15 protein-coding genes are annotated in these 16166 nt (G+C 46.3%); 3 read left to right on the top strand and 12 right to left on the bottom strand.

The genetic code is table 11. The features are described 5' to 3' along the window. On the top strand, nt 1-182 hold a 182-nt coding region (locus tag AAFP11_RS03165; RefSeq protein WP_341735712.1), incomplete at its 5' end, for an ATP-binding protein. Nucleotides 183-871: 689 nt separating this feature from the next. Here AAFP11_RS03165 and AAFP11_RS03160 read toward each other — a convergent pair. The 5 genes from AAFP11_RS03160 to AAFP11_RS03140 all read right to left on the bottom strand — a co-directional run bounded on the left by AAFP11_RS03160 (nt 872) and on the right by AAFP11_RS03140 (nt 7998). Continuing rightward, a complete protein-coding gene (locus AAFP11_RS03160; RefSeq protein WP_341735711.1) occupies nt 872-1717 on the bottom strand; it encodes a nitrate ABC transporter ATP-binding protein in 846 nt (281 codons plus the stop codon). 156 nt (nt 1718-1873) lie between these two features. Next, entirely contained in the window at nt 1874-3874 is a 2001-nt protein-coding gene (locus AAFP11_RS03155) for a nitrate ABC transporter ATP-binding protein (RefSeq protein WP_341735710.1), read from the bottom strand. A gap of 291 nt (nt 3875-4165) precedes the next feature. Beyond that, nucleotides 4166-5011 (bottom strand): nitrate ABC transporter permease, encoded by an 846-nt coding sequence (ntrB, locus tag AAFP11_RS03150; RefSeq protein WP_341735709.1) that lies wholly within the window; start codon nt 5009-5011, stop codon nt 4166-4168. Nucleotides 5012-5075: 64 nt separating this feature from the next. Next, on the bottom strand, nt 5076-6476 hold the full coding sequence (locus tag AAFP11_RS03145; RefSeq protein ID WP_341735708.1) for a CmpA/NrtA family ABC transporter substrate-binding protein: 1401 nt from the start codon (nt 6474-6476) through the stop codon (nt 5076-5078). 826 nt (nt 6477-7302) lie between these two features. Then, a complete protein-coding gene (locus tag AAFP11_RS03140) occupies nt 7303-7998 on the bottom strand; it encodes a class I SAM-dependent methyltransferase (protein WP_341735707.1) in 696 nt (231 codons plus the stop codon). Nucleotides 7999-8444: 446 nt separating this feature from the next. Here AAFP11_RS03140 and AAFP11_RS03135 point away from each other — a divergent pair, with 446 nt between their 5' ends. Next, nucleotides 8445-9215, top strand: coding sequence for a hypothetical protein (locus AAFP11_RS03135; protein WP_341735706.1), 771 nt, complete (start codon nt 8445-8447; stop codon nt 9213-9215). A 46-nt stretch (nt 9216-9261) separates the two neighbouring features. Here AAFP11_RS03135 and AAFP11_RS03130 read toward each other — a convergent pair whose 3' ends face one another. Further along, nucleotides 9262-9432, bottom strand: coding sequence for a hypothetical protein (locus tag AAFP11_RS03130; RefSeq protein ID WP_341735705.1), 171 nt, complete (start codon nt 9430-9432; stop codon nt 9262-9264). A 115-nt stretch (nt 9433-9547) separates the two neighbouring features. Here AAFP11_RS03130 and AAFP11_RS03125 point away from each other — a divergent pair, with 115 nt between their 5' ends. Further along, entirely contained in the window at nt 9548-9964 is a 417-nt protein-coding gene (locus AAFP11_RS03125; protein WP_341735704.1) for a hypothetical protein, read from the top strand. Nucleotides 9965-10199: 235 nt separating this feature from the next. On the opposite strand, the gene AAFP11_RS03120 is transcribed toward AAFP11_RS03125, so the two are convergent. The 6 genes from AAFP11_RS03120 to AAFP11_RS03095 form a co-directional block, all read right to left on the bottom strand. Then, complete coding sequence (locus tag AAFP11_RS03120; protein WP_341735703.1) at nt 10200-11549, bottom strand: N-acetylmuramoyl-L-alanine amidase; 1350 nt, start codon at nt 11547-11549, stop codon at nt 10200-10202. An 18-nt stretch (nt 11550-11567) separates the two neighbouring features. Continuing rightward, on the bottom strand, nt 11568-12860 hold the full coding sequence (locus tag AAFP11_RS03115) for a glycosyltransferase family 4 protein (protein WP_341735702.1): 1293 nt from the start codon (nt 12858-12860) through the stop codon (nt 11568-11570). 45 nt (nt 12861-12905) lie between these two features. Further along, entirely contained in the window at nt 12906-13919 is a 1014-nt protein-coding gene (locus tag AAFP11_RS03110; protein ID WP_341735701.1) for a glycosyltransferase, read from the bottom strand. A gap of 133 nt (nt 13920-14052) precedes the next feature. Continuing rightward, a complete protein-coding gene (locus AAFP11_RS03105; protein WP_341735700.1) occupies nt 14053-14607 on the bottom strand; it encodes a serine acetyltransferase in 555 nt (184 codons plus the stop codon). A gap of 185 nt (nt 14608-14792) precedes the next feature. Continuing rightward, nucleotides 14793-15332: an acyltransferase gene (locus AAFP11_RS03100; RefSeq protein ID WP_341735699.1), complete on the bottom strand. Its 540-nt coding sequence runs from the start codon at nt 15330-15332 to the stop codon at nt 14793-14795. Further along, entirely contained in the window at nt 15325-15909 is a 585-nt protein-coding gene (locus AAFP11_RS03095; protein WP_341735698.1) for a serine acetyltransferase, read from the bottom strand. Before AAFP11_RS03095 ends, AAFP11_RS03100 begins: the two co-directional genes overlap by 8 nt. Nucleotides 15910-16166: the final 257 nt, after the last annotated feature.

Below are 16166 nucleotides of genomic sequence, written 5' to 3'. Positions count from 1 at the left end.
AACCCTTTACCCAAGCAGATGCTTCTACTACGCGCAAGTATGGAGGCACGGGTTTGGGACTAGCAATCAGCCAGCGTTTTTGTCACATGATGGGTGGTAGTATTTCCTTGGAAAGTCAAGTGGGTGTAGGTTCTACTTTTACTATCCGCTTACCTATCAATATGAATATTAAGTATTCCTAAGCATGATTTCAGGAGATACAATTTATGGTAGTTGCAGCCAAATCAACAATTTCTCTGACGAATTTGATATAATGGGGCATAGGGTATATGGCATTACTAATTATCTATAGCAGTCCTAAATGAGTCGTAAAGTTTTTACCCCACCCCAACCCTCCCCTTAGTAAGGTCCGGGAGTAAGAAATTCACAAATGATTTAGGATTGCTATATAGCAGTCCTAAATGAGTCGTAAAGTTTTTACCCCACCCCAACCCTCCCCTTATTAAGGTCCGGGAGTAAGAAATTCACAAATGATTTAGGATTGCTATATTACCAATTACCTATTACCAATTCTCGCTCTTACCTCATAGGAGAGCTCGAAGGGCTATAATCCATCAAACAGGAATCAATGACCCGCAATGTGCCACTTAAAATGGTGGAATGCACACACCATCAATTTAGCAAAAATACCCAATAACATAAAAAAAGAGCCCACCCTTCATCAAAGGTGGTCTCAGTTCATGCCAGCTTACGAACAGCTAGGCAATTAGGTCTCTGCACAGCTAGACGTAAAAGTTGAGAAAAAGATCCGGATGGTCAGAAAAAACTTCTCACCAATAGTTAAGCTTCAGCAATATTCCCCTGAAAATGGGGAATGCTGAAGCTTAAGTTGTTCAAGATGCCCCATTTTTCATGACTATTACCCGATCGACTAAGCATCGTCATCGTGAGCAAAGCGACGGAACAAGAAATCTAGAGCGTAGTTCCGCAAATTGTAGTATTCTGGATCTTCCATAATTTGTACCCGATCGCGCGGACGCGGAAACGGAATCTCCAAAACTTCGCCAATGGTAGCCGACGGGCCATTGGTCATCATCACCAGGCGATCGGCTAAAAACAACGCTTCATCAATATCGTGAGTAATCATCAACACCGTACAACGGTGATCGTTCCAAATTTTCAGCAACTCTTCCTGCAATTCCTCCTTAGTAATTGCATCCAAAGCACCAAAAGGTTCATCTAAAATCAGCACTTTCGGGCGAATGGCCAAAGCGCGGGCGATGGAAACCCGCTGCTTCATCCCCCCGGAAATTTGCGGCGGTCTTTTTTCCGCAGCTTCTGTCAATCCCACCATCGCCAAATGGTCTTTGACGATCGCATTTTTTTCCACCTTGGACTTATGGGGAAATACAGCATTAACAGCTAGATAAACATTTTCAAACACCGTTCGCCAAGGTAGCAAAGCATAACCCTGAAACACCACCATGCGATCGGGTCCTGGCTTGGTAATTTTCTCCCCGTTAATCGTCACGCTACCCTGACTGGGAGTGCTAAAACCAGACACCATGTTTAACAGAGTTGACTTACCACAACCGGAGTGTCCAATCAGGGTAATAAACTCTCCCTCAGCTACATTCAAGTTGACGTTTTCTAAAGCCCTGTAACCGTTTGGATAGGATTTGTAAACATTTTGGATCGACAAAAAAGGCTGACGGCGATCGTTCCCTTTCTGGTTTAAAGTTTTGGTTTCGGTATTGTTTTTCGTGGTGTTAATCATGGCTTTGCAATTTGTTAGTGGGTGATAGGCGACGGAAGTTCGGCAACGGATTCGCTCAACGGATTTAACTGATGTAACAGAGGTCAGGAATAGGGAATTACTAACTAACAAATAACAATTAGCAATTACTCTATTTTTATGTAACTTAAAACCGCTCTAAGCTGCTCTGCGGCCGGAATCGAGTATCACCTCAGCCATCGTGAAATCGCGTTTAATTTTCAGACTATTGAGGTAGCCGATTGGATCGTCAGCATTAAACACCAAGCCATCAAACAAGGGAAGAGAACCGCGAGTATAAGTAATATCCGACATTCCCAACTCTCTCGCCGCCGTGCTGAAAGCGCCGACTCTAACAACCCGTTCCAGAATTTCCACCCAGTTGCGGGGAAACACAGTATCGCCCCAGCGCGCCATCTGCACCATGTGCCACAGTTGTTCAGTACGGCTGGGACGGTTCACCCCATCTCCGCAGAACAAATGGTGGGCGTATTCCCGCATCGGACTGTCGAGGTTACAAGCATTAGATTTGGGATCGCCTAGTTGGATGTAATTTTTGTCCGTGGCGACATACTCCCGTCCCGCGACAATTTCCGAAACCTCAGCAGCGTGAGCTGGATCGGCGCAATAGTGAGAAGCTTCCAGCAAAGCTTTGACTAGAGCAATGTGAGTGTTGGGATAAGCATTAGCCCAGTCTTCCCGCACCCCCAGAATTTTGGCGGGGTGTCCGGGCCACAATTCCAAATCTGTCGCCACGGTAAAGCCGACTCCTTCCATAGAGGCGCGCAAGTTCCAAGGTTCGCCGACGCAGAAACCGTCAATGGTGCCGCCTTGTAAGTCCACGATCATTTGGGCTGGAGGGATGTTTTTGAGCAAGACATCATGGTCTGGGTCAATGCCGCCGGAAGCCAGCCAGTAGCGTAGCAGCAGGTTGTGCATGGAAGAAGGGTGAACGATTCCCATGCGGTGAGTTTGGGCCGGGGTTCTTTGCAGCATTTGCTTAAAGTCTGCCAGAGTGTAGATCCCTTGGTCGTAAAACCGCTTGGCGAGGGTAATTCCGTTACCGTTGCGGCTCATGGTGAGGGCTGTAACCGTCGGTATGGGCTTCTCTTGGTGCGCCCCCAAGCTCAACCACATTGCCATGCCAGAAGGCATTTGGGCTGCGTCTAAGTAACCTGCGGCGATGCCGTCTACGATGCCGCGCCAGCTTGTTTCGCGCACCAGGTGGACTTCATCGAGGCCGTGCTTGGCAAAAAAGCCTTTTTCTTTGGCGACGGCTAGGGGAGCGCAGGCTGCGAGGGGGACGAAGCCTAGTTCTAGGTTGACTTTTTCCAGTCCATGACGGGCGATCGCCGGTACTTTCCGCGCCCGCAGTTTTTTCACCCGTTTTTGCTGGTTGAGGAAGTAAATCATTTCGCTGCGTAGAGCGTAGTAACTGGGGTGTGAGACTACTTCCATCCGCTTGCGGGGGCGGGGGATGTCTACTTCCAAAATCCCGCCAATCTTCGATTCTGGGCCGTTGGTGAGCATGACGATGCGATCGCTCAGCAATACCGCTTCGTCCACATCGTGAGTCACCATCAGGGCGCTGATTTCATACTCTTGGCAAATTTCCATCAACTTTTCTTGCAAGTTGCCGCGAGTTAAGGCATCGAGGGCGCCGAAGGGTTCGTCTAAGAGTAACAGTTTAGGACGCAGGGCGAGGGCACGGGCGATCGCCACGCGCTGTTTTTGTCCGCCGGAAAGCAGTGCAGGCTGTTTCTCCGAGTGGGGGCCCAAGCCTACCATGTCAATGTGCTTTTGAATGATATCGAGGCGTTCGGCTTTGGGTAAGCCGTTCATCACTGAGTCTACGGCTAGGGTAATGTTTTCCCTGACTGTTCGCCAAGGTAGGAGCGAATAGTTTTGGAAGACTACCATGCGATCGGGGCCAGGTTGAGTGATTCTTTGTCCTTCGATAGTCACCAGCCCTTCTGTAGGCAAATCCAAACCAGCCACCATATTAAGCAGCGTAGATTTCCCACAGCCAGAGTGTCCAATTAAGGAAATAAATTCGCCTTTTTTAATCTCCAGATCGATGCCTTTGAGCGCAACGTATGTGCCACCGTCTGATAGATTAAAAACTTTTTGGAGTTGTTCTACTGCAATCAAAACAGACATGATTTTCTTGCCTTTTTTTTTTGTAGGTTGGTTTTTTAGCTAGATAATGTCGCTTTTAGTCGAGTCTAGATCCCCCTAAATCCCCCTTAATAAGGGGGACTTCGATCTATTTTAACTGGTTCCTAGGAAGAGCCTGGTTAACTGGTTTAACTGGTTCCTAGGCTCTGCCTGGGAACCCATGTCTAGAGGCTCTGCCTCACTTGTCTAGGAGTAAAATTCGAGGCAGAGCCTCTGGATCTGCGTTTCCAGGCAGAGCCTGGAAACGAGTAGATTTGCCTGGTTAAGTAGAAACTACTTTCCTTGACTAGGAGCAATTTTTTGCTGCAACCAAGCCATCATGCGATCGAGCATCAAACCAACTGCCCCAATATAGAACACCGCTAATAGAATTTCGCTGATGTAGTTTTGTTGGTAAGCATTCCAAATAAAGAAACCAATACCCGTAATCCCCGACATCACAATTTCCGCAGCAATAATCGCCAGCCAAGCCAAACCGATCGCAATTCTCAATCCTGTGAAGATATAAGGAAGTGCTGACGGAAACAAAATATTGATGTAATACTCTTTCCGAGTAAGTTGCAGCACTTTCGCCACGTTGTTGTAGTCATCGGGAATTTGGCGCACACCTTCCGCCGTGTTGATCAAAATCGGCCACACTGAAGTGATAAAAATTACGAACAAAGCAGCAGGTTCGTTTTGTTGTAATGCAGCCAGGGCGATCGGTACCCAAGCCAAAGGCGCTACCATCCGCAAAAACTGGAAAATTGGATCTAAAGCCTTATTCAAGAAAGGATTAGTACCTACCACAACTCCCATGCTAATTCCCACAATCGCAGCCAGGGTATAGCCTTTTGCCACCCGTTCCAAACTCGCCAAAGTCTGCCAAAACAAGCCGACTCCGTAAGTTTTGGAGTTCATAAAAGGATACATCAGCAAAATCCGCGTCCGTTCATCAGTCCAAACGCTCGTCGGTGGCGGCAGTTTGATAAGTCCAGTGCTAGACAAGAATTGCCAAATAAACAGAAATCCAAGTAATCCCAAAATTGGCGGCAAGATATTCTGGGAATTCTTCTTCCAAAACTCACCAAATGCTCCTTGGACATCGACTCCGCCCTTTCGACTTGTGCTCACAGCCATGCTGCTAATCTCCTAATTTCTGTTGTTGGTTTTCGATCCTAAATTATGGGAAGCTTTTACCCCATTACACTTTTTTGATTGCCAAACTCTTGAGATAATCTTCTGGCTTTTCTGGGTTAAATTCTTTGCCGTCAAAGAACTTCTCAATGCCGCGAGACGTACTTTTGGGAATCTCAGCTTCAGGAACTCCTGCTAATTTGGCTGCTGCTTTCCATAAGTCGCCACGGTTGACTTTACCGACCAGTTCTTTCTTCTCTGCCAAAGTTTTTGTTGGCAAGAAACCCCAGCGAATGCTTTCGGTTAAGAACCACAAATCGTGACTTGCGTAGGGATAAGAAACGTTGCCGATACCATCGTTCCAATACAGCGGGCCCATCTTGAAGTCGTTGATGTCTGGTTTGCTGTCGCCCATGACGTACTTGCCTTCATAGGAAGGTGTCAAAACTTCCGAAGGTACGTCAAAGAAGCCTTTGCCAGAAACAATTGCCACCAATTCGGCTCGATGTTCGGGCTTGTCACACCACTGTTGTGCTTCGATTAGTCCTGCTAGCAAGGCTTCGGTGGCTTTCGGGTGCTTGTCTACCCAGTCGCCACGAATTGCTAGATATTCCTCTGGATGACCTTTCCACATTTCGGCAGTCAGGGCTGACATGAAGCCGATTTTTTCCTTGACAATCCGCAGAGGCCAGGGATCGCCGGTGCTGAAACCGTCCATACTGCCGGTTTTCATGTTGGCGACAGTTTGGGCTGCGGGTACTGTCAGCAACTCGACATCTGCATCGGGATTGATGCCGTTGGCGGCTAACCAATAGCGAATCCACAAATCTTGGTTGGCTTTGGGAAAGGTGTAAGCTGCTTTGAAGGGAGTGCCTGCTGCCTTGAGGCCTTTAATGTAATCTTGGGCAGCTTGATCTAGTTTAAGTCCGAGGCCTTTGCCTTGGTGTTTGCCCGCGATCGCAATTCCATTTCCCTGAGTGTTTAACTGCGCCAGAATATACATTGGGATTTGGACGCTGTTTTTAGTAATCAGACCTTTACTAATTAGATAAGGCATGGGCATTTGCCACTGACCACCGTCAATCCCACCGCCTGCCGATCCGATTTCTACGTTGTCTCTGGCCGAACCCCAGTTGGCTTGTTTCGCAACTACGACATCCGTCATGCCATACTTGGCAAAAAAGCCTTTTTCTTGGGCAATGATTAAAGGTGCTGCTTCGACGATGGGGATGTATCCCAAGCTGATCTTAGTGCTTTCAATTCCTTCGACTCTTTTCTCGTTAGCCACCGCCACTGGTGATGTTGCCACAGGAGTTGCTCCAGAGCCAGCATTGCTACCAGCGCCAGCACTACCAGTGGGTTCTGGGGGATTTCCCAGACAGCCTTTGAGTAGTATTGAACTGACAGCAGATGCACCTGCGGTGACGATAAATTTACGTCTGGAAAAATTCTCTGAAAATTTTGTCATAGCCTAGCCTCGCTGCAATCCATAATCTTCTGTAACGACATCACTGAAGTTTATCAATGCGCTTTTTTGGTGTTTGCTAATTGGGGTTTAGCGAACTCTTTTGAGCGCAGGTTAGCAGTACGGAGTCCAAGATTTATGGTTAGCATAAGTCTTTGGAGTATCCTTACTGATTTGACTGTTTTGATTAAATCGATATTGGGGTCAGCCCTGTTGTGTGAGCGACGCTGGTTGCGATCCCCACGTTTTTTTGGCTTGATAATCAAGTCTACCGTACTCTGGCAGTAATTCTAAAACAATTATTAAATTTGACTGATAAGTAAATGTTTTCGGATGAGCCTATCAATAAGGAAGGCTTGGCAATAGCCTGCTGGTTTGCTTATCAAAACTGGTTCAAACTAAGACTTGTAGGGTAAGGGCTGTAGTGAAGGGCGATCGGGGGGCCTGCAAATCTATTGTCAATAAGCTCTCAACATCTGGGCGCTCGTACATTTACTTTGTTAATGTATGTATATTTTTTTTAAGGTTGCGATGAATTGTATTCTAGGATACAGTAAATTAAAATAGATAGGAATTAGGCAAAAAACCCGGTTTATGAGAAAAAATCGTCGTTGCAAGCTTAACAAGCCCTTATAACTTTGGCGAAGCTAACATTACTCGCAAGAGAAAACCGGAGGGGCAACCATACCCCTCCAACCCCGCAAGGGGATTCAAGGCGGTTGAAACCGCCGGGTCGTTTCCCTCTCAGGGCTGAAGCCACTGAGTTTCCCACTTACCGAGTATTTTTTATGAGTAATTTAAAAATCCACCATAAACCGCAAACAACGGTTTAATTTTGTTGAGGTTCCATCATCGTAGCCCAGCGGCGTTTCAATGCCAAAGTTAGTCCATCAGCAATCGGGATCACACTGAGAGTTACTCTGGGATCGTTACGCAATTTGTCGTTGAAACTACGAAGGGCTAGGGTACTTTGGTCTTGTACTTGAGGATCGGCAACTCGTCCTGACCACAGAACATTGTCAATTACAATTAGGCCGCCATTCCGTACCAGTTGGAGCGATCGCTCAAAATAAGCTTCATAATTTTCTTTATCCGCATCAATGAAAGCAAAATCAAAAGTTCCTGCTTGTCCTTCGGCGATAAGCTGATCGAGAGTATGAATTGCCGGGCCCAAGTGCAAAGCAATCTTGTGGGCGACACCCGCTGCTGCCCAATAGCGACGCGCGATATCCGTATATTCTTCGCTGACATCACAAGCCACAATTTTCCCGTTGGAAGGTAGTGCTAAAGCTACGCACAGGGAGCTATATCCCGTAAACACCCCAACTTCTAAGGTTTTTGTCGCTCCCATGAGTTGCACCAGCATCTCCATAAACTGACCTTGTTCAGGAGCGATTTGCATCATACCCATAGGATGTTTAGCAGTTTCTTCTCGCAGTTGCTGAAGAATATCTGGCTCCCGCAGGGAAATAGATAATAGATAATCGTAAAGTTGATTTTCTAGACTAAGAGTTGAGTTCGCCATCGGTTTGTCCTTGCTGCTGACTTGTGATTTTAAGTAGTAGACGCGCAGATATTAGATGAAGACGCTAGATGTCAATTGTAGATGCTGTGCGTCCAGGACTGAGTTAGAGACACGCAACTGGCAGAACGCGCGATCGCCATCCAAATCAGTTTATCTCAGCCCTAGCTGATTCTGCTGCTGTATGAGAGTTGTCCCAAAATAACAGTCAAAAACAGGCTGTTGAGGCCTGTTCCACAGGAATTATGGGAGATTTATTTGACTACTGACAGGGACTACTTGGCAATAGGAAGCTTTCTTAACTGTCACACTCTTGTTAGATATCCAAAGCCCCTACGCAAGGGCTGGCCATTTAGTTGAATAGGAAGCTTTCCTAACTGTCACACTCTTTTCACCTCGTCCTGCAAACCCACGCACAATCAAAACAACATTCCGCAAAGGCGATCGCAATGTATTACACTTTCGCAGGTTTTGGTGCCAGCACAGGCATATTTTTACTATTAGTTTTTGCCATTCTGCAATGGTTGCACATCCCCGCCGGCAGCTTCATTGATTGGGTAATTGCCATTGCTATTTTTGAATGGTTATTGTTGATAGTTACAGTTCCGTGGAATATCCATTTTGAAGCTAAAGAAGTTTTAGCCCAAGCCAAAGAATCAACCGAAAAAGGTATCGTAGTTGACGACAAACAAGTCAAATACGTTACTGTATTAGCTAGTCGATCGCTCTTGGTGGCCATCGGACTGCACCTCTTGAGTGCGATCGCCCTTTACACCCTAGCCGCCACCGGAATTAGCGCAATTGGCTATCTCAGTTCGGGTGCTGCACTGCTGTTAACTATACTGCGCCCAGCGATTAGAGGTTATCAATATTTAGCAGCGCGGCTGACAATGATTCGCCGTCAATTTTTGCACCCCCGCGAAGATATTCTCGAACTCCGCAGCCGCTTCGCCAACTTAGAATCTACCATTAACAATTTAGAAGCTAAGTTCAACTCTAACGATCCGAATTCTTGGGTAGCTATCCAAGAGCGACAGCAGGAAGCTAACACAAGAGACTTAACTCGACTAGCAGCATCTCTACAAGACTTGACTGCTACAAATCAGGCAGAACATACTAAACTGACAAGAGATGCAGAAAGTGCGATCGCCCAACTCACCGATGACGGAAAATTCCTCAACCACATCCGCGAAATCATCCGATTTTTCAAAGAAGCATAAACTACCAGCCAATGCCCATTCCCCATTCTCTACCTTTAGATAGATGTCAAATAGAGGCGATCGGTAAGTTTGGGGGGTAAAAATTGATGAGACCACTCCCATAATTATTGTCGAACACGCATCTCTTCCACCAAGCTGAGGGGGAACCGCCTGCGTGTTCTTGACTGTGTTTTGAGGAGATTTCTGTGAGCAAGAGTTTTTTTATTCCTTCTGTCATAAGCTCTATCGTCAGGAAACTATAACCAAAGATAGTTAGGGAATCCCTGAGCTTAAGTCTATTATTTAAACATAGGTCAAAGACACTTTTTGAAAAAATAACCCAGGAATAAATCATGAGTATTAGCAAAGCAACACCAAAAGATGTAGAAATGGAAGCTAATATGCAAGCTCCCCACTACGACAGGGGCATCACTCCTGCCGAAACAGCAGCGCGGCAAGAACGTGAAGGTAGCAACTTCATGCACACAACCACAGAACAACATCAGCAAGATGCCAAAACTGATGACCAAACTGATGATGAAAGTATTCGCACTACAGATGGCTATACAGTAGACAAAGAAGGTCTTGTTAACAATTACGCGATCGAACCCGAAATGTACATTGACGAACCGGGTGATTTGAGAGCAAAAGAAGAAGCAGAAGCCCAAGAACGCGCTCGTATTTTGGCTGAAATTAAAGATAAAAGAGGTGAAGAAGGTAAACTGACTGCCGAAACAGATATGCGTGGCAAAGGGCCAGGAATTATCTAAAATATCTGGTTTTGACAGACGTTCTAAAAAAATATCAGACCCAGATTCCCGATTGGGAGCATCCCGATTTTGCATAGGCGAAGCATGACCGCCGACAATTTATTAGCTCGCGCCAGAGATTTACAGCGGTCATGCTTCGCCCCTACGAATATACTTGAAAAACACAGATGCACATTCCCGATTTCTTAAAGAAGTCGGGAATTTAATCACGATCGCATTCTACGTTTAAGTCGCTTCAACTCGCAGATTGCATCAATTCATAAAGCCTCCTTACCAAGGCTGTAATTTTCGTGCCATACTGCAAATCCGCTGTCCAACGCCCACCGAGTCGATCGACTTCTGGAGCAATTCCCCGCGTCACAAAGCGAAATCGGGGATCTACAAGTTCCTGAACCAAAGGTTCAATACTGGCGTAAGCTTTTAAATGTTGAATGTGAGCCCTAACACCGATGCGGGCGCTAGCGAAAGATGCGCTTTCACTATCTCCCCCAACCGTAGCCAAACCTCCAAAATTGTTTTGAGTCGGTCTAATATTGTCACCAAAACGCAAAAAATTAGTTTCTAAACACATTTGACAAAAAGCAATATCGTAGTTGACTCCTTCCACCCTCGCTTCTTCGCGATAAAGCTTTGCTATGTCAGGAAAAACCGTTAAAGCGCTGGGATTATTGGCTCTGAGAAACATCATTAACTGCACTTCAGTGGTGATTCCAGCACCCATAATTTTGCCAACTTGAGCAGGAGGCTGGATATTCGATCGCAAAACCACGGTCCGATTAGCATTATCCCAAGTAACTAATACTTGAAAATCCCGCAGTTCGATCGCCTGAACGTAGACAATATTCTTGTAACTAACGCGGCGAAGTCGGGCAATATTAGATAAATCAATGCCCAATCTATCCACTAGATCGATGGGAATATAAGCATTCCCATTAATTAAAACCCCCTGTTCTTCATAAATCCCACCATTGAGATTGATATTAATCGATCGATAAGTAATGGGGCTAGGAGTTGGAGGTTCCGCACGAGGGCGAATCCAAGTTTCCAATCCGTCAGCAATTCCCATCGCCATCTCTCCCCGCCGATTTTGAATCAAAAGGCGATCGTCCGGGTTCGTCAGAAAGCCCAGTTCCATTAACATCGAAGGAATAGAAACCCAGCGACAAAAAATCAACCGTCCCAAACCCGTAGCCGTATCCGGTGTTGCGCCACGGTTAGGTAACTGCGGGAACCTCCGCAGCAACGACATAATCAGCATTTCCGCATCAGCTTTCCGCTGGTTGTTGGCGGCAATATAAAAAATACCGGCACCGCGCACCGAGGGGTTAGAAGCGCCACTAGCTTGAATTTCCAAAGCCACATCGCCAATCCGAGACCGGGAGTTAATCCAGTCAATGGTTTGCACTTGACTGAGTTCATCGGGGACAGCCAGCACTTCCACAGCGCGCGATCGCAATTGGCCAACCACCAAGTCCCGAAGCAGGATCATTTCCCTGGCTTCAGTAGTTCCACCGGCCACTGTTCCGGGGTCTCTCGTCCCGTTTTCAAAGCCACCGTGACCCGCGGATAGAAAAATTCTCGCCATTTTTATTGTCTTTGAACATTAACTTTTAGAGTTTAGAGGTTCGCCAAGCATTTTTTGATAAATTTCTACAATCTTTTCTGCCTTTTTATCCCAGGCAAATTCTTTGGCTTTTTCCATCGCCTTGGCTGACATACTTTCCCGCAGGCGATCGTCTTCAACCAACAGTTGAATTTTACTTGTCAACTCCTCGGTGAGATACTCCCTAGAATTTGGCTCTATCTTAAAACCCGTTTCTTCATTCACATATTCACCAATACCGCCATTATTGGCAACGATGCAGGGGAGCCCGCAAGCCATAGCTTCCATGACCACAGCTCCGCCAAACTCTCGGATAGAAGGAAAGCAAAAAATATCTGCTTTCTTGTAATAATCCAGAGTTTCTTGTTGATTCACCCATCCGGCAAAACTCACTATTTCCCCTAACTTAAGTTCCTGCACTCGGTTTTCCAAGTTATTTCTTTCTGGTCCGTCTCCCACTATTGTTAACCGGATTTTATTTTTAATTACCGGGTCTAATCTGCCCATCGCTTCTATCACAATGTCGGCGCATTTGTAGGGGACTAATCTGCCGACAAACAGCAGATTTATCACGCTAGCATCTTTATTTTTGATAGTTGTCGAATTTAAAAATTCATCGGAAATGCCATTTTCGTAGAACAAATCAATTCTTTCGTCAGGGATGGCAAATAAATCTTTGAGCATATTCAAAGTATAGGTTGAACCTGCTAAGATTTTGTCAGCTTTTTTGTAAGTTTCTACATAACCTGGAATTAAGGCTCGACCCACTGCTCTCAAAAAGTTGAATTGAGCAAATTCTTGTTTTGCCGTTTCTTGAAAGCCTGGTGGGAAGGGAATGCCCCCATTCACAGGCCCTAGAATAAAAGGAGTCTGCTGACATACAGTGACTACTTTAAACGGATAGCGTGGCATCATCGGGGTAATGGCATGAACTATGTCATAATCGCCGTTCAAAATTTGTGTTTTAAATTTTTGATATACTTGCCGATTAAATTCTTCATAAATTGGGTAGCTTAAGGCATTATAAAGAGGCCAATTTACTCGCCCGTTGGCCGTAACTTTTGCTACTATCTTATAATATTGCTTGTTTAAATTGGATTCTTCTAGGTAGAAAACTTTTTCATATTCTGGATGTTTGTCCAGAGCTGATTTATTTCTAATATGGGTGACGAGGGTGGCATCTACTAACTTGTTGATTTTGTGAAAGAAATTGTAGCCAACCAAAGGTACAGATGCCCATTCAGGATTGCATTGCTCTACTATTAGTAAAACTTTTAATTTTTGGTTGTTCATTTGTTTACTACCTGTGGTTGTGAATTAATTTTAGTAAGCTAGGTGCTAGTTGGCGGAATTAATGGAGTTGGTTGTTTTGTATTCGATTAATTTGCTCTGTTGGCCCAGTAATCTGCGCTGGTGAAACTGGATTTGACCTTGTAGCTGGGGAAATTTGGCTAATACGCAAGACAAAGCGTAGATGGCTGCGTCTTTAGTGGTGATATTCCGATGCTTTACATAATAGTTATAGGTGCGATAGGTTGCTAAGGGATAGCCGCTCCATAGTAACAGGCTCCAACCTTTGCTCGGCAATGCCATTGCCAAGGCTAGGACTGGCAAGATTAATCCCCACAGCCAGATGCTGCGGGTTTCTTTTACCCAATGGCGCTCTGGTTCCCCGCCGTGCATCCAGGAACCTTCGGCGTAGGCGTAACCGGCTCTTTGGGCGCGCTTCCACCACTGAGTAAAACTGGTCATTTGGGCGTCGTGGAGGGTCATTTCGGCGTCTAAACGCAGGATTTTCCAATCTTTTTGGCGCAAACGCACGCAGAGTTCTGGTTCTTCGCCGGCGATGAGTGTGGGATTGAAACCGCCGACTTGTTGCAAGGCTGCGACGCGCATCATGGAGTCGCCGCCACAGGCTTTGGTTTCGCCGATGGGGGTATCCCACTCGATGTCGCAGAGTTGGTTGTAGATGGTGGCTGCGGGGTATCGTTCGCGTCTGCGCCCGCAGACTGCTGCTACGTCTGGTTTGGCTGTGAGTTCGCTGTAGGCTCGATCGATCCATCCCTCAACGACTTCGCAGTCGCCATCGACAAATTGGACAAATTCGATGTCTGGTGCTATTTCCAGCAGGCGGGTAAAGCCTTCATTTCTGGCGCGGGCTGCGGTAAATGGTGTGGATAAGTCGAGTTCTACTGTATCAGCTCCGAGCGATCGGGCTAATTCTAGGCTACCGTCTGTGGAGCCGGAATCGACGTAGATGACGCGGGAAACTTTGTTTGTGGCCGAGAGTAGGCATTGGCGGAGGCGCTGCCCTTCATTTCGTCCGATCGCCACTAATCCAATTTTTTTCAAGTTTTTCCTGTTGAATGCAACTACTAAACTATTCCTGAGACCTCTGCCATAATTATTGGTGGAACACGCAGTCCTGCCTGTTCTTCACTGTCTTTTTAGGAGATGTCTGTTTCAGATCTTAATCAAAGCCCAGCTATTTTGATATGATTTCTTCTACTTCTAGAAAAGATTTTTCCGATTTACTGGCTTTTTTTTCAATAATTTTTGCTGGTATTCCCACTGCGGTGGCGCCGGGTGGCACATCACAGATCACCACAGCATTAGCACCAATCAAAGCATGATCGCCGATGGTTACGGAGCGAATTATTTTGGCTCCTGCACCGATATCGACATGGCCTCCAATTTTGACATCACCAACAATTGTCACCTGTTGCAGAATTAAACAGTTAGGGCCAATGGAAGCGCTGGGATGAATGACAATGCCATTAGGATGAGGCAGTACCAGTCCTCCTTCTATTTGGCAGTTTAAGGGGATGTCTGTTGCCGTTACAACACTCCAAAAACGATGGTATATGATATTTAAGCGACATAACAAATAGCCTAAAATCCCACCATATTGCTGCCATTTTTGATAATTACGGATAGATTTGAGCAGTTGACAATTGGGTTCCCACCACTTACCAGCTTGTTCGCGACTCCAGTCTGGTTCTGTAGCAGAAATGATTGGCTTAGTGATTGACTCAACCATTGTTTGTTCAGTATTTTGATGATGTATACAATTGTGTTTATTTGTGGAGTTTACATGAAAAGTAATCTCTAACTGCTGTAGGGAGATTACTTGAATTGCAAGGCAGTGGGAGTTGATGTCTTGCGGTAGAAGTGCGACACTCGTAACTGTAAGAGTTCCTCTTCGATTTCTGGGTCGAAACAGCCTTAACGGTTGTTAATCAAATCCGCCCATGGCCAGCTTTGGGTTTCGGCTTGCAATTTTTTCACTAAGTCTGAGACGCGGCCGATGGGTCTGGCGGGAACGCCTGCTACTATATCGCCCTCGGCAACATCTTTGGTGACGACGGCACCGGCGCCGACGATCGCATTTGGGCCGATGGTGACATTGCGAAGGACGATCGCCCTGTAGCCGATAAATACGTTGTCGCGGATATCTACCTTGCCTACGGCATCTAGTCTAACGTTGTAAGCCCGGTTGAGCATGGCGATGGAGCCGTCGTGGCCGATCACGGTACAAGAGGAGAAGTGGACGTTGTTGCCGATGCGGACGTAGGCTGGATCGGTAAACATGGTCTCCGGCAGGATCGTGCAATTTTCCCCGATCGCGTAGAAGTTGCCGTGGCGACGGAGAAATTCGGCGTATTCTTGGGAACCGGGGTTACAGAATCTAATGTAGAGGTTAGAAAACTTGCCGTAACGCATAGCCTGATGGCGGAGGAATCTTTGGAGGATTGACTTAAGCATTTTCCTGTTTCTTTGTAGATTGAAGAATCTTGGCGGGGATACCAACAGCAGTTTGACCAGCCGGAATGTCGGATAAAACTACTGCATTGGCACCGATATTTACGTCGTCTCCTAAGTTGACCTTGCCGAGAATTTTTGCACCGGCGCCGATGTTCACCCGATCGCCCAATTGAGGCGATTCTAGGGGTTTTTCCAAATAGCGGTTTCCCAGGGTTACGCCTTGGCGGATAATGCAGTCATCGCCGATCGTACAGTGTCCGTGGATGATAATCGCGCTCTGATGTTCAATCACCACCCGGCGGCCAAGCTTCACGGTGTATGGCAAATCTATGCCGTAGGTGTTGCGGACTTTTCGGTAGAGCGATCGATACAGAATACTCAAGGGAGCCCGCAGCAGCTTCGGTTCAACTTTCATTCTCCAGACACCGAAGCGTTGAACTGCTACCGCCCGAAACCCCGGTTTTGTCCAATCGCGACCATGAGCAATCCAGTCTTCTTTAATTTGCTGCCACAGTCCGAGTGGGGGGTTTTCTACTTGATTTGCACTGCCAATTAAGTTTTGATCGTCAGTTACCATAAGTTTTAATTCACACTTATTGCTTGTTTACCCTGTTCCTAGATGCCCCTGATAGTAATTTGTTTATTGGTTTTTTTGAGGGAGGTTTAACGGGTGCATCTGAGTTTTTCAAATATATTCGTAGGGGCGAAGCATGACCGCTGTAAATTTCTGGTTATCGCTAATAAATTGTCGGCCGTCATGCTTCGCCTATGCAAAATCTGGATGCTCCCGGTTCAACCCGGTTTATTGAGATCTAGAATACCAATTTCTAGGGT

Origin of the sequence: Microcoleus sp. CAWBG640 (assembly GCF_020883015.1) — a bacterium.
In the GTDB taxonomy this organism is placed as follows: domain Bacteria; phylum Cyanobacteriota; class Cyanobacteriia; order Cyanobacteriales; family Microcoleaceae; genus Microcoleus; species Microcoleus anatoxicus.
This window is presented reverse-complemented; position numbering and strand designations above follow the sequence as displayed.